16 protein-coding genes are annotated in these 26,408 nt (G+C 55.2%); 1 reads left to right on the top strand and 15 read right to left on the bottom strand.

What is annotated here, in order from left to right; genetic code table 11:
• Positions 1–2: 2 nt before the first annotated feature.
• The 8 genes from ACZ5PT_RS06775 to ACZ5PT_RS06740 all read right to left on the bottom strand — a co-directional run bounded on the left by ACZ5PT_RS06775 (position 3) and on the right by ACZ5PT_RS06740 (position 10,375).
• Complete coding sequence (locus ACZ5PT_RS06775; protein WP_464266051.1) at positions 3–1,031, bottom strand: MSCRAMM family protein; 1,029 nt, start codon at positions 1,029–1,031, stop codon at positions 3–5.
• Positions 1,028–2,389: a right-handed parallel beta-helix repeat-containing protein gene (locus tag ACZ5PT_RS06770; RefSeq protein WP_464266050.1), complete on the bottom strand. Its 1,362-nt coding sequence runs from the start codon at positions 2,387–2,389 to the stop codon at positions 1,028–1,030. The genes ACZ5PT_RS06775 and ACZ5PT_RS06770 overlap by 4 nt, the downstream gene beginning before the upstream one ends.
• A complete protein-coding gene (locus tag ACZ5PT_RS06765; RefSeq protein WP_464266049.1) occupies positions 2,370–3,404 on the bottom strand; it encodes a hypothetical protein in 1,035 nt (344 codons plus the stop codon). Before ACZ5PT_RS06765 ends, ACZ5PT_RS06770 begins: the two co-directional genes overlap by 20 nt.
• A complete protein-coding gene (locus tag ACZ5PT_RS06760; RefSeq protein WP_464266048.1) occupies positions 3,401–4,603 on the bottom strand; it encodes a right-handed parallel beta-helix repeat-containing protein in 1,203 nt (400 codons plus the stop codon). The genes ACZ5PT_RS06765 and ACZ5PT_RS06760 overlap by 4 nt, the downstream gene beginning before the upstream one ends.
• Complete coding sequence (locus ACZ5PT_RS06755) at positions 4,600–5,661, bottom strand: hypothetical protein (protein WP_464266047.1); 1,062 nt, start codon at positions 5,659–5,661, stop codon at positions 4,600–4,602. The genes ACZ5PT_RS06760 and ACZ5PT_RS06755 overlap by 4 nt, the downstream gene beginning before the upstream one ends.
• Complete coding sequence (locus tag ACZ5PT_RS06750; protein WP_464266046.1) at positions 5,658–8,093, bottom strand: spermine/spermidine synthase domain-containing protein; 2,436 nt, start codon at positions 8,091–8,093, stop codon at positions 5,658–5,660. The genes ACZ5PT_RS06755 and ACZ5PT_RS06750 overlap by 4 nt, the downstream gene beginning before the upstream one ends.
• Before the next feature lie 109 nt (positions 8,094–8,202).
• Positions 8,203–9,657, bottom strand: coding sequence for a CRTAC1 family protein (locus ACZ5PT_RS06745; RefSeq protein WP_464266045.1), 1,455 nt, complete (start codon positions 9,655–9,657; stop codon positions 8,203–8,205).
• 100 nt (positions 9,658–9,757) lie between these two features.
• Positions 9,758–10,375: a tetratricopeptide repeat protein gene (locus tag ACZ5PT_RS06740; RefSeq protein ID WP_464266044.1), complete on the bottom strand. Its 618-nt coding sequence runs from the start codon at positions 10,373–10,375 to the stop codon at positions 9,758–9,760.
• A gap of 85 nt (positions 10,376–10,460) precedes the next feature.
• Between ACZ5PT_RS06740 and ACZ5PT_RS06735 the strand changes: the two genes are divergently transcribed.
• The gene (locus tag ACZ5PT_RS06735; protein ID WP_464266043.1) at positions 10,461–11,759 is read left to right on the top strand and encodes a tetratricopeptide repeat protein; all 1,299 of its coding nucleotides are present in this window, start codon (positions 10,461–10,463) and stop codon (positions 11,757–11,759) included.
• A gap of 45 nt (positions 11,760–11,804) precedes the next feature.
• On the opposite strand, the gene ACZ5PT_RS06730 is transcribed toward ACZ5PT_RS06735, so the two are convergent.
• The 7 genes from ACZ5PT_RS06730 to ACZ5PT_RS06700 form a co-directional block, all read right to left on the bottom strand.
• A complete protein-coding gene (locus tag ACZ5PT_RS06730) occupies positions 11,805–14,303 on the bottom strand; it encodes a fused MFS/spermidine synthase (protein ID WP_464266042.1) in 2,499 nt (832 codons plus the stop codon).
• Positions 14,304–14,687: 384 nt separating this feature from the next.
• Positions 14,688–15,257 carry a hypothetical protein gene (locus ACZ5PT_RS06725; protein ID WP_464266041.1) on the bottom strand — a complete coding sequence of 190 codons (570 nt, stop codon included), beginning with the start codon at positions 15,255–15,257 and terminating at the stop codon, positions 14,688–14,690.
• A gap of 12 nt (positions 15,258–15,269) precedes the next feature.
• Complete coding sequence (locus tag ACZ5PT_RS06720; protein ID WP_464266040.1) at positions 15,270–15,560, bottom strand: hypothetical protein; 291 nt, start codon at positions 15,558–15,560, stop codon at positions 15,270–15,272.
• Between the two features lie 91 nt (positions 15,561–15,651).
• Positions 15,652–22,779 (bottom strand): fibronectin type III domain-containing protein, encoded by a 7,128-nt coding sequence (locus ACZ5PT_RS06715; protein ID WP_464266039.1) that lies wholly within the window; start codon positions 22,777–22,779, stop codon positions 15,652–15,654.
• 442 nt (positions 22,780–23,221) lie between these two features.
• A complete protein-coding gene (locus ACZ5PT_RS06710) occupies positions 23,222–24,694 on the bottom strand; it encodes a 4Fe-4S binding protein (RefSeq protein WP_464266038.1) in 1,473 nt (490 codons plus the stop codon).
• A gap of 52 nt (positions 24,695–24,746) precedes the next feature.
• Positions 24,747–25,646, bottom strand: coding sequence for a HEAT repeat domain-containing protein (locus ACZ5PT_RS06705; protein WP_464266037.1), 900 nt, complete (start codon positions 25,644–25,646; stop codon positions 24,747–24,749).
• Positions 25,646–26,395 carry a carboxypeptidase-like regulatory domain-containing protein gene (locus ACZ5PT_RS06700; protein ID WP_464266036.1) on the bottom strand — a complete coding sequence of 250 codons (750 nt, stop codon included), beginning with the start codon at positions 26,393–26,395 and terminating at the stop codon, positions 25,646–25,648. The genes ACZ5PT_RS06705 and ACZ5PT_RS06700 overlap by 1 nt, the downstream gene beginning before the upstream one ends.
• Between the last annotated feature and the right edge of the window lie 13 nt (positions 26,396–26,408).

Raw genomic sequence — 26,408 nt, 5'->3', positions numbered from 1 at the left:
CCTCAAAATAGATCAATCGGTGTCACTTCGATGCTGATCTCCCCCATCCCTGATTCGATCAACAGGCCATGATCAGCACTCTCTTCGTACATGCCGAACAGTTCTCCCGGAGCCGGTGAATCACCGTAATACTGCCGGGCACCGATAAAGTAGCGCCCCTCTGCGGCAAAGTTTACCTCAAAACGACCATCAGTCGCGCTCACTGCCGAAAGGGCCGCTGGACGGTCGTGGCCAATCACCTTTTGCCGATAGGCAAAGACATGCAGGCCGGCCAACGGTTCACCTGTCTCATCGATAATTTGACCGCGCAAACAGATCGAGCTGGCGCGATTTGGTGTTTCACTGCCGCTGCCCTTTAATTTAGTTACCAGCGAAAAAGTAACTTGTAGCTGCTTCCCCGCTTGCAGATGCAGCGGGTTCCCCGGATAAATGCCAAGCAGATCACCCTCACGCACCGGACCGAGCTGGGCGTTATTCTGCCTTTTTCGCGCCACCAGAAAGTAGTCGCTTTCCGGCAGGTTATCGAAGGAAAAATAACCATCAACACCGGTCGGCAATGAACGCCGATAGCCCTGTCCTTTAAGATCCTCAGCGACATCAAGATAAAGGTAGACCAGGGCTCCGGCCAACGGTTTACCGGCGAACAAAACCTGCCCTTGCAGCCCGGCAGAATACTCTTCCACATACGCTTCTGTCCTGCTGTCCACCATCGGCAGCAACTGCAGCCCGGCCCAAACCGGAAGTCCCTGCTGCGCCCGAACCGGATTACGGCCACAAAACGCAAAGCGTCCGGTTGCCAGATCGGTGGCATAAAGAGCAAAATATCCGGCTTCAACCTCCAGTCGGTAGCTGCCATCTTTGTTGGTCGGAGCAGAGATCGCCAGCGGATCACCGCTCGGATCAAGGGAAGCATAGGCTGCGACCCGCATCCCGGCGACCGGCTCATCAGCATCGATCACCCGGCCTTCAATCAGCGCGGCAAAAGCTGGATTCCCCAGCAGCAGGAGATAAAATAGCACCACGTATTTCATCGTTTCTCCAGAGGACCGGCGGCGTCCACCAACGCATCCAACCAGTCGGCATAAATGATCAGATCAAGGCGATAGCGCGCATCGCCGTAGCCAGGATAGGTCACCTCAGGTCGATCGCGACGATCGAATAAAATATCAAGATTGGCATCTATCCCGACAGTCCGCAGCTGCTCGGTCTGCTCCCCCCACCAATTGCCGCGCAGATCGAGTTGATCGGTAAATTCAGTCGGCAACTCGGCCAGCAGCGGATTTCTGCTGTTGCGCGCCTGCGCTTGCTGCTGGATCAATTTTTTCGAACCGGCCCGCTGCTCCCAGTCGGCACTCTGATAAAGGCCAAGTTCGGCAACCTTCTTGTTGCCAAGGAAATTATTCTGCTTTACGAGCGGATAAGAAGAGTAATCGCAAAACAGCACCAAGGCATTTTCTTCAAACTGATTATTTGTCGCCTCGGGATTCGACTTGCGGTTATTGAACAGGGCCGTGTCGTTGCGACGAAACAGATTATGTTCGATGCGAGCAGAACCGAACTGATCGTTATTGATTGCTGTACGGTTGTCAATAAAGCGGTTGTTACGCACCAGCGGATAGGAAAAGGAAAACGCCAGCATGCCGTTCTCATTTCCCTGAAAAAGATTGCCATCAATAAGCGGCGTGTTCTGCGTTTGATAGGTATAAAGGCCGATTTTATTATTGATAAAATCATTATTACGGATTTCACCACTGAACTTTTTCTGCAACACCAAACCGTAACCATTTTCTGAAAATAGATTTTTATTGAACAGACCACCGCTGCCGTTATTGATTTCAGCGCCGCTCTTTTGATTTCTAACAAACCGATTAGACAAAACCTGTGGCTTGGATTTTTGACCAATTTTCAGCCCGGACTGATTTTCCGTAAAGTAATTATTTTCGATCAGCGCATCCGCTTCGCGCAGTAATTCAACCCCGCTCTGGCAACCGACAAAACGACTATTGCGGATTTGCGGCGCGGTAGCGATGACACTCACGGCCACACCACAACCTGAAAACTGCGCATGCTCGATCCTGCTGCCGGCAGCGGCTTCAATAAACTCGATCCCCTTCCAGTCGGCGGGGGATTTAAACACCACCGGTTCGACCTCAGTTCCCAAGATCAGCAGCTGGCCACGAATCGACAGGCCAGCAGCCTTATCGGATACGGTCACCACGGTTCCGGCTTCAATAATCAGCACTGCATCAGGGTTCACCCTGACTGGAGCAGACAAGTCAACCTGTCCGCTCCAGAGCTGTTCCTGCCCAATCACCGCCGCAGCCCCCCAGACCAACCCGGGGAGAGACAAGCTAAGCAGCAGCAAAATTTTAATTGCTCGGAAGCACATCAATACGGATCTCCTGAGTCGGCTGATCGCTATTTAATTCAATGCGGTGGTCACTGCTGCCACGAAACTTGCCGTACAGTTCGCCACCACCGGCAGGGCCCCCAAAGGACTTGCGCGCCAGCAGATAGAAGGAGCCAGCTTCCGGAATCGGCAATTGAAAAAAACCCTGCTCATCGCTGATCGGTGAGAAGAAATCCGGCATACCATTCATCTCTGCCTGCCGATAAGCAAAGACCCGCAGACCAGCCACGCCCCTGCCATCCGGCCCAAGGATCTGTCCGGTCACACCGCGGAAAACGGCTTCTTCCTCTTCGAGCATCGCCAGTCGCTTGATTGTTTCCAGCGCGATCTGTTGCACCTGATTGGCGACAACCTTGACCGGATTAGCATAATAATAGTTAAAATGATCATCGATTTCCACCGGTCCGAACTGGCCGCCGCGAGCCCGCTTTCTGGCCAACACATAGTACTCGCCCGGCGGCAGGGAGAGCCGGAAATCCCCCTTGGCGACCGGCTGGATATAGTAGGCCGGCCCTTTGAAGTTTTTCTTATGATCCTGATAGATGTAGAGATAGCTCTGCTCCAGCGGTTCCCCCTGATAACTGATCCGTCCTTTGAGCCCAGATCGCTGGGCGCTGGCGACTGGAGTTGCGGCCGGAATTTTGATCAGGTTAAAACCAACCTGCCGAAAATCGTCCGTCGTGACCTGCACCGGACTGCCGCTGTAATAGCAAAAATGTTTCCCCGCCTGTGGCTGGCCACTAAAATCCCGCGCCTGCAAGAAATAACTCCCCGGCGGTAATCCCAATTGATAAGTGCCATCGACAGCCGTCGGGGAAGAAACGGCCAGCGGCCGATCGGCAACAAGTTCCGCCATCGAGCTATAGGCGCTGATCTTCAACCCTGCTACCAGTTGCCCGCGCCAGGCGACCCGCCCTTGCACCCCCGAAGCGGCCCACAGCAAAGAGGGCAGAACTAAAAACAGCAAAATCAATGTAAGAATAATTCGTTTCATTGTTGCCCTTCTGGGAACTGTGGCCCGCTCGCGGCAGGATGATAGCGGACCTGATCGAGAGGATAGTCCTTGCCGCCGTCCTGAAAGTTCGCCTGATCATGACCATCATGGATAAAACTCAAGTTGCCGCTCGCGCCTGTTTTGTCCAACTCAGCAGCGGCTGCCACCCCCCACCAGTTGCCCCCGGCAGCAACAGTGCCATCCAAGGTTTTCATCTGTGGCAGTTGCTCGGTAACGACCTGCGGCGCCTTGCTGCCAAAGGCCCCTCGGCCGGTCCGTTGCTGTTCGCGGCTGGCAGCACCATTGGCTCGCTCCCAGGCAGAAGACTGATGCTCAAGCTGCAAGGCCAGTTGGTTGTCGATAAAATCATTGCCGCTGATCTGCGGATAGGAAGAAAAACTGACCAGAATGCCCAGCTTATTAGCCTGCAGCAGATTGCCCTGTACCGCCGGGTCCGAGCGGCGCTGCAATTTGATGCCGATGCCGTTTTTTTGTAAACGATTGCCCTGCAAATGTGGTTTTGCCGAGCGATCGACATGAATAGCGACCTGATTTGCGGTAAAGTCATTGTCGGAAACCAACCCATTACTGCCAAAATAGGCAATCATCAAAGCGGTGCCATTCCCTTCGAAACGGTTGTCAGCGAACAGCGCGGGGTTGGCGCGGTAGATATAAGCGCCGAAGCGGCGGTTATCTAGAAAGCGATTGCCGCTAATCGTCGCCGTCGACCCCTCTTTGACAAACAGACCCACTTTGGCATTGTTACGAAATTGACAGTCGCGAACCAGCGCCCGGCTCTGCTGCTTCAGTTCCACTCCGACCTGGTTGTTCTCCAGCAGCAAACCCTCAAGCTGCGGCGCCCCGCCGTTGATCAGGATAGCGACCTTTGCGCCGCTGAAGCGACTTCCTTGCAAACGGGTATTTGCCGCGACCCTGTTCAGCACCAACCCCGACCAATCGCGACCAAGAAAGCTGACATTGTTGGCAATCAGGGTTCCGGCCACCTCCAAGCTACCGCCGACAAATTCGAGCTGACTGCCCGGAGCAATGCTCAGGGTGGCGCCTTTTTCAACCAGCACCTTCTCTTTAATCTGCCGCTGACCCTGCCAGTGAACCTGGCCGCGCAACGTTTCCGCAACGACAGTGAGTGGCAGTAACAGCAATCCAAGCAACAAAAGAGCGCGCAATGAGATGCTCACCAGACCTCCCGTAGTTGCAGATCGCCGAGCGAAACGGTCGAGCCCTGCTCAATAACCAGCTGATGGTCCTGCTGCCGGTCAAAAGTACCGACCCATTCCCCCGGCTCCAGCGGACCGCCGAAGGTGCTGCGCGCACCGATGAAATAATTGCCGCCGACAGACAGGAACAGGGCGAAATTTCCGTCGGTTGCGGTTGCCGCCGAAATGTGGGTCGGCTTGCCGATCATTCGACTGTCGCGGTAGGCATAAACATAAATCCCCGCCAGCGGCTGACCCTGATCATCCACCGCCCGCCCTTTGATGGCCGTTTCGCTGGCGACAAACTTCCCCGCCGCCATCCGCTGCTGGTGTTTGTCAGCGGCAACCTGACGTAGCGGAAAAACACCCAACCGCAGCTGCTGACCGGCGCTGATTACAACAGGGTTCCCGGAGTAGTTGCCGCTCAAATCACCAACGTCCGGTTCACCTGAGCGAGAACCGTCGGCCCGCTGGCGGGCCGCTAACCAATAGCGGCCCGCCGGCAGTTCGAGCCGAAAGCCCCCGACAGCATCGACCTGCTCCACCTTGGCATAGGAAGGACCCAACAGATTCGCCGAAGGCTCGCTGTAAACATAGACAAAGGCATTGTTTAACGTCTGCCCTTCGGCCGTTATCGTCCCCTCAAGCCAGGTGTTCGGATCACTCGGCAGATTGCCGCCCAGCCCCATTTCCTGCAGCGAGAAGGCCGGAATCGCCAACATCGCCCCCTTAACCTGGTAGGGATTGGCTGGAGCTTCGGCCATCAACATGCGGTTTTGACCACCACCCTGCTGTTTCTGCTTGGCAACCAGATAGTAGCTGCCCGCCGGGAGTTGCAGTCGATAACGCCCCTGTCCGTCGCTGGCGGCCACGCTGAACGGTGTCGATGACCGCTGATTACCACTTTGCAGATAGACCTCCAGCTGCGCACCGGCTACCGCTTCGCCCTGAAACAGCAAGCGTCCCTCGACCCCCTGTTCGGAAGAACAACCGCCCAGCAAACCGAGCAACAAAAGGACAACAAAAAAGACTCTATTCATAGGTTTTCTCGCACAGGCCGAACCCTCATCACCGTCAGCAAGGCCAGCAGGTAGACCGCCATACCGATCAGCAAGGTCAGGTTAAAGCCAAAATTCATCGCCAGCACCACCGCCAGAATCGTTCCCAGCACGCTGGTCGCGCCATTGATTCCCCAACTCCAGGGGATCTCTTTGCCATCGGGATGAAACAGCTGCATCCCCAGCGGCAAAGGCATGCCCATCAGCAGGCCCAACGGCGCCAGCAACAACATCGCCAACAAACAACGCAGCAACAGCGGCCAGGCGACCCACGCGGCCAACAACGGCGGTAACGCATAGCTGTAAATGAGCGTGAGCAGCGCCAGCGTGGGCAGGACCAACAACAAGGAACGACGGCTACGGGAGGAGAAACGTTGCGCCAGCAAACTGCCCAGTCCGGAAAAAATCAACAGTGAAAACAGGATCACCGCCAGCGAATAGATCGGATGGCCGAGAAAGAGGATAAAACGGCGCAGCAGACCAATTTCGATCAACATAAAGCCCAAGCCCAGACAGGCAAAATAGCATAACCGCCGCCCGGAAAGAGGGTTTTTCAAGGCCGCAGAACGCAACAACAAGAGCGGCAGGATAAAGACCAACAGCACCGCGCCAGTAACCACCAGCAACAGGTTACGCAGAATCAGAATCGCCCGGTCTTCGAAGGGGCCGCGCTCGGGAAAGGCGAACAGGTTGAGAAAATCGCCCGGTTTAAGCATGTAGTAGAAAAAAGGCCGGTTATCATCGGTCGGGCTGATATCGAAGGGAAAATCGCGGTAAAAATCGCTACTGCCTGCGGAGGCAATCAGCCGCTGAAAAACCTCTTGCCCTTCAGCCTGCCCAGGCAGGTAGACGATATCGAAGGCTTTGTCCCGCGCCAACCTTTTTAACACAGCCAATTCTTCAGCGCTGAAAGGTTGTTTTTTGAGCATGAAATTAGCCAGCCCGCGCTCTTTGATCACGGCAATATGCGCGGCCGGATCGCTCACCCCCTGCTGTTTCAGCAGCTCCAGTCCCAGCGACACCAGACGCAAGGTTTCGCGCTCAAAGATAAATCGCGAGATGCTGAGGATGCCGTCGTCACTGAGATGCTGCCAGTAATCGGTAAAGGCTTCTACGGTATAGAGGTTGTTCTCCGACAGGGTGAAGGCCCCGGCCGCTGGGGCCATGCGGCCAAAGACCGCCGAAGCCTGGATGATGTCAAACTGTTCCTGACTACGACGGATGAAACTGCGCCCTTCATCGATCTGCAGCTCGACCTTCGGCCGCCGGTACAGTTCGCCGCTGAAGCTGCCGAACTGGTCGTTGACCGCTTCGACAATCAGCGGATTGACCTCCACCGGCACCACCCGGCGCGCATCCATGGCCAGCGCAGCCAGCACGTCCTTGCCGCCACCGGGTCCGATCACCAGTACATTCGACTGCGGCTTCAGATAGTAAGCGAGGCTGATAACGTTATCGCGAAAAAATCCGACCGTCTGTTCGCCCTCGTCACGATAGATTGTCGTATAGCCGGTATCGTCCACCACCATGCCGAGCTGCTCGGGAATCGGCCCGCGGTAATTGCGCGACAGTCCCCAGGCGCGGCCGGCTTCTTCACCCTGCGCGGGATAGACCGCCACCCGCGAAAAGGAGTTCCAACTGCTCCAGAGCAAGTTCGGTTCATAGCGACCACGGACGAAGTGGATTTCGGCGAAATCGGAAAACAGATTGCCGAACAGAGCAGCACCAAACAACAGGCTCAGCACCACCAAGCCGTAATTGCGGCGGCGGGAAACGCTCGCCGGTCGCAGACAGAAAGCAGCCAGCAAACCGATCAAGGCAATGACCAGCAGACCACTGATGCCACCAACCAGTTTCAGCACCAGAATAATCAGCAGACAACCGATCCCGGCACCGCAGAGGTCAAAAAAATAGAGCCGGTTGAATTGCTGGTGATGACGAGAGAGCAACAGGGTGATCGACAAGCCACTAAACCAGAACGGCAGCGCGGTCAGCAGATAAAGTCCGGCCAAAGCGAGGAGCTGTCCGGTTTCCAACGTTTGCCGGGCGTTACCCTGCTGAAAGGGTTGATAAAACGGCTGATGAAAAAAGGAGAGGACCTTAAAGCCGAACTGCGGTTGCAGACGGAAGCAGACAAACAACAGAAAAAACAGCGCGACGGCAAAGGCAAACAACAGTGCAAAGCGGAAGGTCAAAGCCGGTGTGCGCTCAGCAGGAAACCAAGCAGGACGTACGTAGATCAGCAGCGCCGCGCCGCCCAGACCGAATAGCGCCAACGAGATCGCCATCGAGGCAAAGTGGTACCACATCAGCACCGAGAAGATCCGGGTCAGGATCAGCTCGTACATCAGGGTCGCCATGCAGAGGAAGAAAATACCGCCGTAGAGGCGTTGGTTACTGGTGATTGCCGTCATAACCTCGGTTCAGGTGCGCCCCACAAAAAAAGTAGGGGCGATCCGCTGGATCGCCCGGTATTTGATGATTGAATCGCGGGCGACCCAACGGGTCGCCCCTACGGGGATATTAATTCGATTCCTCGATCTGCAAAGTTTGCCCCGGTTGGACATCATTCAGGCTAACTTCTGCACCACTGGGAAACAGGACACTGACACGGTAGCTGTTTTTAGCATCCACACCGAAATGCTGCACTAACGGCTGCTGGGCACAGAAGCCGGTCGCACTGCCAACTTCACGCACGGCGAGTAGTTTTTCGCCGCTGAACAATTTCACCTTGGCACCGATGGCATTTCGATTGGAGCGGCTACCGAGCGCCTTAACCTTCAGCCAATTATCGTCATTCTGCTCATTGAGGTAGAACTTGTTCGGCGCCCCCCAGTTGACCACGTAGAGATCGAGATCACCGTCATTATCAACATCGGCAAAAGCGGTCCCCTTGGTGCGCACCGTCGAGCACTGCAGTTGCGGCTGCTTTGCCGCCTGATCGACAAACTTGCCGCTGCCATCGTTGATATAGAGCTGGTTGGCTAGCTTGCAATCGCCCTCGTAGAGGTCGAGATCGCCGTCATGGTCGATATCACCGAAGGTCGGGCCCTTGCCCCAGCCCTGCCGAGGATTGATCACCTGTTCGGAAGCATCACTGAACTGGCCCTGGCCATCATTCAGATAGAGACCGTTACGCCCAACGTAGTTGGAAACGAACAGGTCGAGATCACCATCGTTATCGATATCGGCAAAAGAAGCACCCAAGCCCCAGTGCGGATCAGCCACACCGGCCTCACGGGCAACTTCGCGGAAGGTGCCATTGCCCTGATTCAGGTAAAGGCGGTTCGGCTCCCCGACCGGATAACGGCCGTTAACAACGTAAAGATCCTGATAATTATCGCCATTGACATCCGCCCAGACACCCATCCAGCTCCAGGAAAGATCACCAACACCGGCCTGATCACTGACATCGGCGAAGCTGCCGTTACCATTATTGCGGAAAAGAACATTTTTCGCGCCGGGACCGTAATTGGCGCAGTAGATATCGAGAAATCCGTCGTTGTCATAATCGACAAAAGAGGCGGAATAGGTGAATTCTTTCAGGCCGACGCCGGCGGCGTTGGTGACATCAACAAACTTGCCGTTACCGAGGTTCTTGAACAGGCGGTTGGCTTCGATTTCGTAACGACCACCGGTGGCCAGATAGAGATCGACCAGGCCGTCGTTGTCGAAATCACCAAAAACGCTGCCCATGCTGAAACCGGTGTAGTCGATGCCCTCGCCCGCTTCGGCGGAGATATCGACAAAGCTGCCGTTACCTCGGTTCAAATAGAGCTTGTTAGCGCCCCCCTTGTTAGAGACGTAGAGATCGACATAACCATCATTGTCAATATCGGCAAAAGCGACGCCCTTGCCCAAGCCGCTGTCGGCAATGCCCGCCGGTTCAGAGGCCTCAGTGAAATCTCCGGCCACAACCAAACCGGGCAAAAACAGAAAGATCGCGACAACAGCCAACCAATTGAATCGAACCGACATGATGTGACTCCCCTGCGCTAAAAAAAACAACAATATCGAGCTGTCATTTTCACGTATTTCCAGCCTTAGTGCAATGATTTTAACAATCTATTCGCTATGTTTATAATGTTTCAAGAGCGAAAGTCGGTGTGACAAACCAGAGGTTCTGCTTACGCTCGGTAACAGTGAACTTTTCCTGCAGCTCATTTTGCAGTTGGGCTTGCTTGATCTGCCTCACCCCGGTGGAACCCTGTCCGATCCAGTAGGCCACGTCCGCGCCAGCACGCTGCACCCAGACACGATAAGCACCCGGTTCCCCCGGCAGGGCGACCCAAGCAGTCACGTCGGCGGGTAAAAGCTCCAGCATGTAATCCGAGTCGAAGAAATAGGTACCCTCATCAAAGTCGGCCATCCCTTGTGGAAAGCGACCAACCATGCCCTGATAGCCAACGACGATAGTTTGCATACTTTCAAGGATAGCAAACAGTTCTTTACGCAACAGATCCGTCCGCCGCGTTTCGATTTTTTCCAGCTGCACTGTCGCCATATCAGCAGCGTTGGTTTCGGGAAATTCCTCGATCAGCTGCAGGTAGAGTCCTTTGGCCCGTTCAACCTCACCGGCCTTCTCGAGCTGAATAGCTTCGTCATAGCGAGCCTGGCCCTTATCCTCCAGATTGCTGCAGGCGCCCAATAGCAGCAAAAGCACCAAACATAAAAATGGAATTATTGGGTATTTCATTTTCAAAATGCCGTCCTTTGCAATCCGCTCCTAGCGGAAAATGGAGTGCTCCCTTATAATACGCAGCGATTCTAAAGGAGATGCCATGAAACCAGCCCTGCTACTGACCATCCTGCTCTGCATTTTTTTACCGATCGATCGGAGCTGTGCAAGTGATCCAGACCTGTCTGCCGCCACGAAAATAAACACTTCCGTTTTGTTGCGCGATTCGCTAAGGCCCACCCTCGTCGAGTTTCCGAGCCAGGCATTACCGCTCTGGCGAAAAAATCAGCCACAAAAAACAACCCTGCTGCTGCTCTCGCAAGACCCTTTTCTACAACCACTACCGTCAACTATTCAGCTCCAATTGAAAGAACAATTAACCACAGCGACGGTTGAAGCCCTCACGCCACGCTTGAGCCCGCTGGTGGCAGATCCGTTACTCCTGCCACGAATGACGTTAAGAGCGGCGCTAAACAGCGGTTACTTTTCCAATGTGATCTGGGTCTTCCCGTCACGCCTGGACAACCAGCAACTCAACCTGGAACGTTTTCGTCAGCAGTTGCTTGAGTCGGGAGCTCTCAGCCCAAAAGAAGCTGACAGCCTTTCGCAGATCGACAACCAGTTCCACGGCCAAATCGCTTCGACGCCGTGGCAAATCTGCACACTGGAAAACCTGACCGCAGCGGCAGAATTTTTCCAACTCCATATCGATCTGAGTTATTTCCAGCCGTTATATCAAGGCGAGATCAAAACCCCACTCTACAGCCTTCTGTATCAAACCCTCAAACAACTAGGCAAACACAATTTACCCACCAAAGCAATCAGCATTTCGCTCTCTAACCTCGATGGCAACCTGCCCTTATCAACCCGCTTTATCGGTTCAACATTGGCTAGATTGTTTTCCGAACCACAGCTGCTCAAAGCCACTTTGCCTGAAAACTGGGAAACCCGTCGCAAAGCTCTCTACCTGGAAAACTTTTTCCAGAAAGAGAAAATCCACGAACTCTATCAGCAGTTAAAAAGCAATGACCCACAGAATGCCTCTGCCAGCTACGCCCTTTACCGAAGTTTGCGTGAACTGAAAAAAGGCAGCGAAGCACTGGCCTTCCTGGCTGAAGCCGTTCGGCAGGAGCCTGGTTATGGCCTGGAATATCTGACCCTGGCCGCGACCGCCCTGAAAAAAAACCGCCCGGATCAGAGCCTGAAGATGTTCGACCTTGCGGCAGCAGCTTTCCCGGACAATTCCTTTATCCAACTGCAGAAGGCGGAGCTACTACTCAAGCTTGGCCACTCGGAACAGGCGGCAGAGCTGTTGATACAACTCAAACAGACCCCCTGGTCACCAATTTATTATCCAGAATTGCCAAAACATATTCAGTCCCAACTTGCTTCCGCTAAATAGGGAATCAGATCAACATTTGAGGTATTACTCAGAGGGATAGAGGGGTTAACCACGTGGGACCTGGCTGAGAGCTGCGGCTTTTTTCATAAAATGCGCCGCTTCAGCACTGCGGCCATTTTTCTCATACCCCTTGGCCAACTCTCTGAAGACCCGAGCAACATCGGATTGTGACGCCCCCAGATTGACCAGCGGGATCATCACTTTTTTCTGGGCCTTGAGCAGGGCAGCAACATTCTGCTGCTGATGTTCGCCAAGGGTTTTTTCGCCCAGATTGTACCTGGCCGAATATTCGAGAATCGAATTATCATCGGTATTGTGGACCCCGGGACCAGAAAAGTTGCGCAAGGCTTCATCCGAAAAAAGGTAATGACCGGCGACCAGATCCCCCGGACTGGTCACCCCCAGTGGAGCTAGTACTGACCTGATTTCCGGATTGTTCATCCGCTGCCGCAACTGCTGATAGTCGAGAACCAATTCGTGTTGAGCACCAACCAGCACCATATCCGAACCGGCTTTAAACGCCATCACCTTGGGAAAATATTGCAGAAAGGTGCGCGTCAGCAGCTGCAGATTTTCAGTGGTAATGTCATATAGACCGACCCATTGACAGAAGATGCCACCCGGCTTGAGCCGTTCTACGGCCAGTTGATAAAAATCGGCGGTAAACAGGTTGGCATTACCCGTCTGCCAAGGATTGGAAGGCTCAGAGACAATTACGTCGTAACGCTGCGGATGGCTCATCAGCAGGTTACGTCCATCGCGAACAATGAGATTGATTTTCGGATCCTCTAACGCCCGACCGTTCGCTTCAACAAAATAGGCCGAAGCCTCGACCACTCCCGGAGAAACCTCGACACAGTCGATCTTTTCGGTCGGATGCGAACTCATACCGCGTAGGGTAATGCCGGTACCAAGCCCGATCACCAAAACCTCTTGCGGCTGCGGGTGCAACAGCAACGGCAGTTGACCGACCAAAGTCTGGGTCGACATATCCTGCCCGGTACCACCATCGGTCTTGCCGTTGACAGTAAAAAAACGGAAGCTGCCATTGTTACTCTCGTGAACCGCAACCGTAGTATCGGTCCCCTCGACCACATCAAGGATGCTCTCCTGCTTTAATACTTCATCGAGCCCACCCATGCGCAGGTATTTGGTCGCATAGCAATAAACACCACTATTCATCAGCTTTTGGTCCCAATGAACCGGGATGTAGACAAACACCGCGCCGACTGCAACCAGAGCAAAAATCGCGACACCTGATTTGCGCAACCGACCAAAGCTCAAGAGCAGATTCACCGCCAAGGCAATATTAATAATCGCCAGCAGACGAAAACTATCCAAGGTACCGAAAGAAGGGATCAAGACAAATCCGGCGATCAAACTGCCGAAAACCGCACCGACCGTGTTGTGCAGCACTACCAAACCAACCCCTTCCCCGGTATGCGTTCTGCCCGGATCAAGGATTGCAACCGCCGCCGGTAACAGGGCTCCTGAGAGAATGGTCGGTACCGCCATGGTCGCAAAGACAATCAGAAAGGAGAGCAGCGTTAAAAGCCACCAGTGGTTTCCGGCCAGCTCATGAGCGACGAGAAAAACCTTGGGCAGCCGGTCATAAAAAGGCACCGTGACCAGAATCACGACCCCCATCAAGGTGGTCAGATAAACGAAGATTTTCTTTTCATCCATACCGGGGTGCGCAAGTTTGGCATAGAGAGCGCCGCCAAAAGCAATCCCGACCAGATAAGCGCTGAGCATCAGGGCAAAGGCATAGCTGGTATTACCGAGAAACAGGAGAAATACGCGGGTCCAGAGGATTTCATAGGCAAGGGAAAAAAATCCTATAAAACCGACACTGATGAGAATTGTATGGTGCCGAAGCGGCTGCAAAAAAGGGGCACCTGCCGGCATAACGAGGCCCTGCCGTGAATCCTGAGACAGCCGAAAAGCGACAACAGCAATAAAAAGATTCAACGCTACGGCAAAGTAGCCAGTAGCAGACAAGCCAAAGGTAGGGATCAACAAAAAGCCTGCAGCAAAAGCACCGATTGTTGCGCCAGCGGTATTGAGTGCATAGAGTCGACCGATCTGTCCGCCTGATTTCCTCCGGGCATAAAAACGACAGATCAAGGGAAAAGTGCCACCCATAAAAATCGTTGGCGGCAACAACAAAATAGCAGAGAAAAAGAAATTTAACCCGCTGAGCAAACCGGGCCAATCGGGATAGGCATGTCCCAGTTTGACATAGACCTGCTCAACGATGGAAAGAGTCGGGGCAAACAACAAGGCACTAACGGCAATCCCGACTTCCAGCAGGGCATAAATCCGCAACAAGTTGACATCGCGGTCGGAGTAACGCCCCAGAGCATAGCTGCCGATAGCCAGGCCAGCCATAAAGGTCGCTGCGACGATACTGGCCGCAAGAATCGTGGTGCCAAAAGTGAGAGAAAGGCATTTTGTCCAAAGGACTTCATAGACCAAGGCGCAAAATCCGGAAAGGAGGAAGATCGCATTAAACAGCAGCCCTTGACCTCTGGTAAGACTCATCATCCCCTCCGCTTAAAGGCAGACCTATCACAAAAATGGTAATTTACCCCTGATGAGACTTCCTGGCAACCAACCTTTTATAAATTCTCCCCAAACCGACAATTTACTTGGTGGCAGTTGCCCTGCAAAACAAAAAAATAGCAAGAGCCCTTAAAGGAACCCTTGCGACGATAAATATCACAACCTCCTGAAAAACAATATATGGTTCCCTACTTCGCTCCACCAAAAATCAGTGTTGCTTTAATTCTTCAGTTTTTGTCCACTGAAAACACGGAAGCCACTGAATTTATAAGAACTAGATTTTTCCGTGAGTTCTGTGCTTTCTGTGGATATTGTTTTTATTGACCGGTAAGCCTTCAGGCGACCCTCAACAGCTCCGGATAACTACAATGTCGATACCCGTGAATTACGCTGCACGAACATCAACCGCTGCTTCTGCGCGACAACCGTATAGTCTGCCTGCATCTGCCCCAACAGTTTACTTGGTTCAATCTTGTTGATAACCGCACAATCTTTGCTTATCCAATAAGCGACCGCAGCGCCTTCACGCAAAATCCAGATCCGGTAGGCACTGGCATCAACCGGCAAATCAATCCAGGCGGTGGTCCCGACCGGCAAAAGACTGAGCATGTCATCCGAATTGAACAGATAGTCGCCCCGATCAAAGTCGGCCATTTTTTTCGGACAGCAGCCGGTCATGCCCTCATAACCACAGACGATCCGCTGCAAAGCCTGCAAGGCTGAAGATGTTTGCTTGCGCTGGGCAATTTTTCGGCATCTCTCTTGCCGCTCAAGCTCACAACCAACCTTTGCAGCGGCCTCGATATCAGCGATATTTTTACAGCGACACTCCGCCGACTCTGCCACCACGGTTCGCCCCTGATCGCTACAAGCGAGCAAAACTGTCGACAGAACCAACCAGGTCAGTAGAAATTTCAGCAGGTTGCTATTCACTCTTTCCCCCTCCTAGCGTTCCACAACCAGCACCACAGCCTGGTTGCCGGAGCGAATCACATCCTTGACCGCGTATTGTTTGGAATTATAGCCTTTGGCTTCGACCCAGGCGTTCCACGGGAAGATACGTCCCTTGTACCGGCAGCCCAGCCGATTAGCCCCTTGGCATTCCAATTTAATGGCACCGGGGATATCCGGGGTAATCTGTAGCGGCGTTGGCGGCGGCTCCACGCTCGTAGCGGCGCAGCCGAGCAAACCGCTTAGCGCCAGCAGCAGACAAATTTTCAGCAGTACAGTTTTCACAATATTTCTTCCATCGTCATCGGTCCATATCCTCAACACAACACCAGGACTCTCCCGACTGGTCCCGGCCCCCGATTAAGGTGAGTCGGTATTATGGTAAATTATCTATCTCCCACGGGGTGACCTTGTTCCAGCCGCCCTTGAGCAGATCGGTGCTGCGGCTGGCATCGTAGCGGTGGCAGTTCTGCGCCGAAGCGTAGTAGGCGGCCTTCTTTCCGCTGTCGACCGCGCTCAACGATGCATGTGTGTACTTGGTCTGCGCCGTGCTCTTGGCATCGTCCCAACTATTATGCCGGATATCGAGGCAGTTGGTGATCATCAGCTTCGGCAGCCGCGAGGCGTGCGGGTTGTGGCACTTGGAGCAGGAGAACTGATGGTACATGAGGTCCGTAGAGTCAGCATCAACCGAGGCACCCCAGTCGTAGTCGTCGTAAGCATAATTCAAGCTGCTTATGGGAGGGAGATAACTCCCCGTGTAGCTTGTGCTGTAAACACCGCGGTAGCCCACGCCCTTGGCCTTGTCCTCCTCTCCCTGTCTCATGTAGCCCATGTCGGGGACCATTGCGGTGTACGTTGCCGAGCTAGCCAGAGCATACGCTATCGGAGCAGGACGACCGTGGGTATAATCGAAAATATTGGCGGCCCCGGCCAGTGCTCCACCCAGGGCGGAGTTGGCATGGCCGTTGGTGCCAAGCCAGAGATTTTCGCCAGTTTTCTGGTCCATCTCATCGATATTATCGCCGTGGCAAAGGACACAGAGTCCCGCCGAGGACTGCACTGTCCAGCCGGAAGTCGGGTAATGATCGACGGTCGGCGTCGCGCCACTCCCGGTGCCCGGAAGCACGTTGTTCTGATCGATATAGTAGCCGCCCAGTTGCCCGTAAGCGGTCCCGCCGCGCGGAACAGCGCCGTACTTGTTGTACGCGGTATAGTCCTGGACGAAAGGCGCACCATCCTCCTCGTAGGGGTTACTCATCCAGGTGCCGCGCAGGTAGGGACGACCGGTCATGGTATCGCCGTCAGCCAGGTTGTTGTCATGCACATCGTGGCAGTTGGAGCAGCGGATCCTGGCGATCGGGTCGGCCGTCTCGTTATAGCGGCCATTGGCGGCGTCCCATTCCACCTGCGAAGTGCCGGTCGGATCGGTGGAGTGGGTCGACTGGATAATCCCCTTCTTGTAGGCGAATTTCACCGGATAACCGCTCTGCCAGACCGCGCCGGTCCAGGCGCTTTGGTTGAGGGTGCCGAAGTTGTAGTTGCTGTTGCCGGTGGCGACACTGACATTGGTCCCCCACTCGGAGATACCGTTGTCCTCATGGCAGGCCCAGCAGGTCTCGGCCAGGGTGTCGATCGCCCCGCCACTGTAAATCTCACGATAGGCTACCGCCCCATTCACATCGGTGGGGTTGCCGGAATATTGCCGCAGATGCACACCTCCCGAGCGGTAGTTGATGCCGATTGCCGGGTTGTTATTAAGCAGCAGGGCGTCCGGATCACCGGAGGTGATACCATCGGGCGATTGCGGGTGACCGGCGACATGGCAATGGGTGCATTCGCGGGCGATACCGCCGTCCCAGACATGGCCGATATAGTTCGACTTGTCGACTGTGTCCGGGTCGCCGGGGTTGTAAGCCTTGGTTGCCTGGCCGTGGCAGCTGTTGCACTTGGCCCCCGGCACGGCCCAGTTGGCGTCCCCGTCGTGACAGTAGGCGTTGTTCATACTGCCACAGGTGACGCCCGTGGTAGCGACGCTGCCCCCTTCCACAACGGTCGCCGCCGTTGCCGCATCCTGGTCGGCAATCGGGTCGAAGAGGACATCGACGATACCATCGGCATGCAGGCCAAGCTCCATGGTGTCCTGGTGGCAGAGACGGCAGGAGTCGCCCTTGGCGAATCGGAACGAGGCGTTGAGATGCCGCTCGTGGGCGCCGACATAGCGCTCGTCCGTGCTGGTACCCCCGTAGCTACCCGTAGGCGGCGAGGCCAGGACCTGTTCGGAAGGGACTCCCACTTCATTGCTGTCGTCCCAGATCCGCTCATAGGGATCTTCACCTCTGTAGAGGGGATCTAGTTTGTTAACGATCTCCTTGCTTCCGTGGCAATCGGCACAGGTCGGTTCGGCCGGATTCGGCACAACCGTATCGGGCGCCCATTGCGGTGTGAAGGGACCGTGACAACCGGTAGCGTTGGCACCGATGAAATTCATGCAGCGGCCACTGTCGGTGTTGGCCGTCGCGCTGTAAACTCCGGCCGAGTTGAAGCCGCCGGCACCGTCAGGATCGTTGTAGATGGTTATGCCACCCTGGACAACTGTGACATTGCTGGTGTCGGTGGGGAGGATTTTTGCCAGCAGCAGATGATCGCCGGTGGCATCCTTGGCCCAGCCGATGTTGATCACCCCGTCGTAATGGCGGCGATCGTACTTGGTTACGTCATTGGCGCCGGGCGCGCCGATGCCGTCATCCGGGCCGGTGCCGTCGCCATGACATTTGGCACAGTCCTCCAGGGTGTAGCCGTGCTGTTGGTGGACGCCCTTGGTATCCGGCTCGTCCGGCGGCGTGGAGTGACAGATCCCGCAACCGTACTGACCGCTGGTAATGGTATAGACATTGCTCAGGCCGGAACAGTTATCATCAGTATTATTAGCGATATCGTCTTCGCCGGCATCACAGGTGACGATGGCGACACTATGACTGGTATCCGGCGGCATGTTGAGCAGTTCAAATTCCTCAGCCCGGCCGGAGAAACCGGGCACCGGCTCACCTTCCACCGGTACGGTGCCAGCAGCGTTCCAGTTGGTAACCAGATCGCCGTCGGCGGTCTTGCGGAAACGGATGTCATAGTAAGACGCCCGGGTACCATGGTTGTAGCCGTCATTGCCGACCGCGATCCAGTGCAGGTAAATCGCCCCCTGTTTCGGCCGCGGCTCGGCATGGCTGATATACACCGCCGCTGGCGGCTCGTCATCCTGGCTGTTGTCGAGCGCTATGGTAGCGGACTCGGTTGACCGGTGACTGATCCAGACAGTAGATCCCGGTGTGGTTTCGTAGAGATAGCCGTCCGAGGCCTCGACCCGTACCTTAGCGTTGAAAATGCCGCTACCGTTCAAGCGGTCGAGGCCATCACCGACGGTATCCCAGCGCACACCAGCGAGTGCATCGGCGTCGGTCAGACCGGTGCCGATCACATAGGGCCAGGTGACACCATTGTCTGCCGAACCCAAAACATCGTAATGCAGGGTCTGTCCCTCGTCGGACGGTGTACCGTCATTCGAAGGAGTCCAGGTAATATCGATATAGCCACCGGCAGCCCGACTCAACGGGCCGAGGACCGAGGCGCTCGGCTGGTGGTTGATCGGCTGGGCGGTGACCATCAACTGCCCCTTTTTGGCATCATCCCCCCAGGCAAAGGTGATAAGTGCAGTGCTTGCCGAAGCAGGTACGGTGCTGGTGATCCGCACAGCCAGGTTGGCATTCGCAGGGACTACGCCCTGATTGGCCGACAAACCGACCTTCACGACCCGCGAGGCCCTACGCCCAAGATCGACCGTGACCGGGGAACCGATGGCCATGAAGGATCCGTTATCGTAGCCGAGTTGCACCTGGAATTCCTGGGCGAGCCTCCGGTCGCCGTTAGTCGCCGTCAGATTGACGCTGATCCCATGAACCCAGGTCTCGCGAGCGCTGACCCCATCCAGGTCAGCCGTGTCGGTGAAGGTGACAGACTGGTTATTCGCCAGCGCGATGGTCCCCGTCAACCCCCAGGTGGGACTCACCGGATCGGTCTGAGCCAGCCCATTCGTCCCGCTCAAAACAGCCATCACCGTGCGTTCGGTCTCCTGGGGCATACGCTTCGCCATGGTCATGGAGACCACCCCATTATCATCGATATTGCCAACGCCGTCTTCGGCCCGGACCTTGAAATTATACAACACCCCGGTATCCAGCCCGGCCACCTGGTAATGTATTCCCCTGGTGGTACTGACATCGATGCGATAATCATGCGTCTCAAGCGTGCCAGCAGTCGGCGGTGTAGCGTCGTTGTAGTAGAAGCTATGGACCCCACCGTCATACTGGGCAGGTTTGGCCAGGACCGGTAAAGTGCCACCGTGAGCCAAATGGGTCTTCAGCGAATAGCCGCTCCAGTAGACCAGGTAGGTGATCGGCAGGCTGTGGTCGCGGGCCGAACCCCAGGAGAGATTAACGGCTCCGCCAGTATCGTGGCTGTGCGCCTCGTCAACGCCCCAGAAGATCGGGGCGAGGTTATCGCTATGGGCCGGGACCGACGACGCGGTGGCACCAACCAGCGACCGGTTACCATCAGCAAAAAAGGTTTCGTAAGTATCGTTATGGTCAGTATCTTTGTAGCGCGGCTGATCCTTGGTCACCACCGCAAACCAGTACGGGGTACCCGGCGTCAGACCATCGACCACCATCTCCTGCTGCTCCCCATGACGCAGCACCGTGGCTGCACCACCGGCGCGGGTGGCGCCAATGAGTTCGCCATCGATGATCGGACTTTCCTTGTAATAGACCTCGTACTCGTAGGCGAGGCCGCTGAAGTCACCGTTATCGCCCGGTGCCGTCCAGTAAAGATGGACCGTACCCGGCGCATCATACTGGTAAATATCGTGGACTGCCGCATCCTGGTTGTGGGTGTAACCGATCAGGTCAGTAATTTTGCCAGGGGCTTGCTCGTCACCGAACCATTGGGGCGTAAAGGGGGTATTGCTGTGACAAGCAACCTGAGCACAGGTGCCGTGATCGAGCGCTGAATTGGTGCGGTAGTCATAGAGGTACTGGCGGTATTCGGCGTCTGTGTCAAGGGGGTAAAGGATCCCCGGATTGGTCGGATCATCGAGTTGATAGAGGTAGCCGTCGTCGGGGTTGGTATCGTATTTGTTCCAGCTGGCGCCGATTAAAGGATCGCCGGAAGCGATGGTGCCATCGGCGTTGGCACCGGAGAACCGGTAACCACCATAAAGTTCGGTGACACCGTTTTTGTGGCTCTTGGATGCCCAGACACCCGAGCCGTTCAGCACCATGGGGTGACAAAAGCGACAGGTGCCGTTTAAATCAGCATCGGTCGGAACAGTGCCCGGCACGGCTCTGGCTTCCGCAACCAGGGTACCGAGGGTCATGGTATGGGCAATGTGAGAACCGGTACGGTTCGGATGGCTGGCCGGATTAGTTGTATCACCTGATGGCCACCAATGCGTCTCTGCATCACCGTGGCAACCGACAATACCGCCAAAACAGGTGCCATCCGGCGCGGGGGCGGCCGGTTTCTGCTCAAGAGCAAAATCCGAAACGGTGTAAGTTCTGGTTCCTTCTGCCGCCGGATCCTCATCATTGGTATGGCAGGAGTTGCAGCGCACCCCATGGATGTCAACAGTGACATCGCAGGTTCCACCAATCCCAGTATCATTCATGGTGATCAAGTCGTTACGATGCTTAGCAGCGTAATCGTAAACAGCTTCTTCATAATAAAGGTAATTGTGACAGTCTTTGCAGGCGGTTGCCGTTATGTCACCCCGGTTATGAGTATTGCCCCGGGTTGAAGCAGCGCCGCCGTAGGTCCCGGCATGGCTGGTTCCCAGGTTCCAGGAGCCGAACTGGCCGTGACAAACATTACAGGCCGGCTGCCCGGGATTGGGGCTGGCAACGATATCAACATCGGCCTCGGTGGTCCAGAGGCGCTGCCAGTTGCCGCCGTCACTATGACAGCCGGCCATGGAAGCGGTCCCGATGCAGGAGCCGCGATTAGCGGCGATCCCACCGACATCGGTATACATAGTGGCGACATTGATACCCACCTCGACACCGGTGTAATTACCGCTCTTGGCCGCACCGTCGAGGTGAGCAGCGATATTCGCCTTTACGTGGCAACTTTCACAGTTAAAAACATTCCCAGCGCCAAAAGCACCGTCGTGGGAAATGGTATTGGCAGCAGTCAGATTATGCAGACCACTGCTCGGATTAGCCGTCGTGGCGCTATTAGCACCGCCACCACTGTGACACATGACACAACTGCCGCTGGCGGCATCATACCAACCGTAGGTTCCGGTTCCAGTCGCCTGATTGTTATGACAATCGATGTTGCTGCAATTGCCTAAACTGTAACCTGCACCAGCATCGGCAGCAGCCTTGTCCCAGAGCGGATGGAAAGCAGTATCGGCCGGCAGACTAGCAGCATGATCGGCGTCCTCACCGGGAGTGACATGACAGTAGCCACACAGATCCACTTGCTTGGTCTCCGAATCGACATCATTTAGCAAGGCGGTTGCCGACACCGTATAAACCTTCTGCGCCAACAGCTCGATATGAGCCGCATGCCGGCCAGCATCATTTTCATCGTTAGCGTTGGAATCATCCGGCCAGAAGTTTTCCTCTTCGCTACCGCTGGTGCCGCCACCGTGACAACCGGAGCAGCCGCCGGTGGAAAAACCTTGACTATGTTTGTGGCAAAGCAGGCAGTCGGTCTTATTCTGATGTCCGTTGGAGGTATTGTCCGCCAAAGCGTAATTGTGAAATTTATTGGCTCTGTGACAGGTTTCGCAGATCTTATCCGAAGTAACACGAACGATACCGTCATCGCCCAAATCGGCGGAACCGTTGACCGCGCTGAGAAATGAGATCGCCTGACCATCGCCCGGCAGAGTTCCCTTGAGCGTAGCAGGCGTACTGATAACAGTTCGAACCTGCTTGATATTGCTGCTGCCACTGAGGTGACAGGTATTGCAACTGAATTCTCCGTACCTGCCGGCGGCAATCCCCCAGCCGCCATCGACGGACCATTTGCTCGAGCCGGTCGAGAGGGAATTGTGCAGCAAGGGGTTGTAGGGGGCCAGACCGGTCAACAGCTGAACGATATCGCCAGCAGGCGGGTCCTGATAAGTGATACGAACCTGGTAGGCGGTGCCGTTGATCAGCGGACCGATAGTTTTAATGTAAGGACTGGCGGCATGAGACAACGATACGCTGTCCGTCCAGGCGCCACCATCCAGACCCCACTCAATCAGCAGGGTGTTGTCGCCTTCAGCATCTCCAGTATAGGGTGCCTCGATGGTCAGACCGCGGTTGACTACCGTTGCGGTGGCGGTGCCGGCGACAGTGTCAGCCAGCACATCAGAGACTAGTCCAAAAAGGAACAGAAGGACAAAGCAGACCGCAACTCTGAATATCGTCAATTCACTCAGCAATAAATTTTTCGTAAACAAGGATACCCCCAAGCGTTTTCCCGGTTGCCCCCCGGCCAATCAATAACTGCTGATTGCTACTAAACGAAGCGAACAAGACACGACTAGCATATTACAATTATTTAATGGTTTATTAATATCACTTAGAGATCTCTCACACAATGAATACTTACTTTGTAATTACAGGAACCTGCATATTGTTGTTATATTAAAAACATCAAGATAAGCGCATACAACTGCAAACAAAAGGTATTCTGCTGAGAGTTTTCACGCCATTCCAACCCAAACAAGAGAAAGGGACGGGCTATGGCGCTCTCTATTCCTACAGTAAATAAGAGGGCTTACGTTTAGACATTAAGGAAAGGGAGAGCAAGGCTAAGCACAAAAAGCTCAGAAGGATAAGTTTATTCCAACAATGAAAAGGGGCAATTATAGTTCGGCGGACAGGAAAAACAAACGGCCACTAACGGACAAACAACCACTGGATCAAGGTGTCAAGATAAAGCCCGGCGGTAAAACTTAGCCCCACAAAGGAGGCGAGAAAAAAGTGGCGAGCAGATTTCCCTGCAAAGGCCTTGCGGGAAACCCGTTGCGCGGCCAAAAGGCTGACGGCATAGCCAAGCAGGAGCACGGCCAAGGCCAACCACTTCAACAGCTCAAGAGAGATCAATCCGCCCGGCTGGGCAATCGTCTGCATCACCTCTATCGCCAGATAGCTTTGCACACCGCTGGGATCTTGCAGGACCAGTGGCAAATACGCGCCCTTGGCATTTAACTTGACCAACGCCAGCAGCAGATGGGCAGTGAGCAGTAAGGGAATAAAGGGCAGCAACAACTGGCCGAGATCAATCCAAAAATGGGTTTCTCTCCCAGCTGTTGGCAGCTCGGTTTGGAACTCTTCAGGCGCTGGCCCTGCTGGCTGCAGCGAACTGCGCAGATGACGCAGGCGAAACAACAACAGCCCCGGCAACAGCAGTAACAGTGGCAACAGCAAAGTGACCCAGACCGCGGCCAGCAATGAATAACCGGGAGACTGCCAGCCGAGCAATAGCGCACTCTGTTGTGGCACCCAGAAGAGAATTTCCCGCAGAGGAATATTCACCTTGCTGAAGCTGGCCGTCAGCATCCCGAGCAACACCACCATGAACAGCGTTTCGCCAGAATTCAAGCCACGTTGTCCCAATTCGGCCAGCCAGGGACGGAAGCCGAGACGCAGATTACCCGAGGCGCAATTATCCACGCACTGCAGACAGAGCGTACAGCCGGCATCATCACTGAGCTGTTGTGGGTGCAAATTTACCGGACAGCCGGGCCGCAGGGAGTTCCAGAAAAACACCCCGCGGCCCCACTCAAATCGGCGCCAGAGAGGTTCTTCAGAGACACATTGACGGCTGTCGCAGCTATCACAAACCGCCATCTCTCCGACCCGCAGTTGAAAAGGCGCGACCCGCGCATAGAGCGCCAGCACCGCACCGGCCGGACAAAACAAGCTACAGAAGGCACGCTGGCGAAACAATACCCCACAGAGCAGCACCAAGCCTAAGGTGGTCGCCAGCAGTACGGCGGTGTAATCAGGAAAACGATGGATCGACAGCAGATAAACCGCTAGTTGGAGAATTATCAGCACCAAGGTGACCGGAAAATAATTCTGCAGCCACTGCGGCAAAGCAAGCTTGAAGCCGCTACGCGAGACCAATCCGTTCAACCAGCCGAGCGGGCAAAAGGAGCACCAGAGCCGCCCAAACAACAAAGCAACAAACACCACCCCCATCAGCCACAGCACCCAAAGCCCGTAGGTAGCCAGATTGGTGTACATCAGCGGATCGGTGGTCGCCACCCCTGGAATCGCGTGCTGGTGCCAGCCGTAGGCAATCATCAACAGCAACAGCCCGAGCAGCAACAGGCGGCAAATCCGCCAGAACCAGGGAGATCTCAACAGGGGACCAAGCCCCTTAATGCGCAATAAATCGCGATGCAAAAACTCTCTTTCAGTGATAGATATTGTAGGGTGCGACCAGCTCACCGACTTCATTGCGGTAGCGATAACGCTCTCCGCTCACCGTCTCGAGGCTGCGCGCCGCCCACTCACGCACCACATTGACCTCATCCTCAAGCGCAACCTCCAGCGGTGCCACCGAGTCTTTGCTGCCGATCACGGCCAACGCCATCGACGCATTCATCCGCACCCGCCATTCGTGGTCGGCCAAAGCAGCCACCAACAGCGGTTCAGCCTGCGGATCCTGCAACTTGCCGAGAGCCAAAACAACATCAGCGCGGTTTTCACCGGCAACTTGCGCAGCCAGCACAGCAAAGGCACGCGGATCAGCGATATCCCCCAAAGCCCGAATAGCTCCAGCGGCAGCCAGTGGCGCGGCACCGGGTAAAAAAGCGAGCAAAGGCTCGGTCGCCAGCCGGTTTAATTTGATCAACGCGCGGGTCGCGGCCTTGCGTACCTCCGCTTCGGAATCGGAGAGCGCATGCAGTAAAGGGGCAACACAGCTCGGAGAAGAGATCTCACCCAGGGCCCAGGCAGCAACATAACGGCGCTTGAGTTGCGGATTAACCAAAACGGCCGCAATCGGTTCGATCGCCTCGGCAGCCCGATGATTACCGAGGGCGGCAATGACATACTCGCGCTGCACGCGATCACGACTCGCCACCGCCGGCAGCAACACCGGCACCACTTCCGCTGACGTCAAGGCAACCAGCACGCTATAAACCCGATCATTGGTCAACTCGCCATCACTGCCGAGCAGACCGACCAAGCGCTCAATCGAGGATCGATCCCCGGTACGGGCCTTGCCGGTAATTTCATCCAGCGAGATGCTCTCGCCCAGCTGCTGACAGCCGACCAGCGACAGCAGTATTGCCAGCAATAACAGTTTCATTACCAGACCTTGTTCACGGTGATATCTACTTTTGTCACAATCTCACCGAGGCGAACGACAACCGCCGAAGGTTCGATGGTCCCCTGATCAAAACGACCGTACAGATCTCCCAATTTGGGCGGACCACCGAACTTATCGCGCGCGCAGAGATAATAGGTCCCCCCTTCGGGCAGCAGCAGCTGGTAGCGACCATCAGGGTCGGTCTTGCTGGAAACATACTTGGGTCGTTCCGACATCTGCACATGGTTGTAAACCTGCACCCGCGCATCCGCAACCGGTTGACCGTCGGCATCGGTGATCCGTCCCGCCAAGCCGGTCTTTCCGACAATCGCATCACCACTTAAGCGGCGCTCGTCGCCGACCTTTTTCGGCACCAATAGGGTCAGTTCGGACATCCCATCGTGAACTTTCAGCTGCAAAAATTCACTGCGGTAATCCCCGGCGACAACCGGACCAACCGTCTCTGCCCCCTGACGTTTGCGTGCCACAGCAAGATAGTCCCCTGCTGGCAGCTTCAGCTCGAAGGAACCATCGACACCGGTTGCTGGTGAGCGCGCAAAGGCCGGACCATAGAGGTCCATCCCTTCTTTATAGATATACAGGTAGGTTTCTTCCAGCGGTGCAACCACCACCCCCTGGACAGCAATCAGTTTGCTTTCTGCCGCGTTGTCGGCAGTGCGATTTTCACCGCAACCGAACAGCAACATGGACAGAGTCAAAAGGACCAAACAGCCGATAATCTTTTTCACTTTAGTTCTCCAC

The organism is Desulfuromusa ferrireducens (assembly GCF_055389805.1).
Note: the sequence above shows the minus strand (reverse complement) of the source record. Positions and strands in the feature narration are given on the sequence as shown.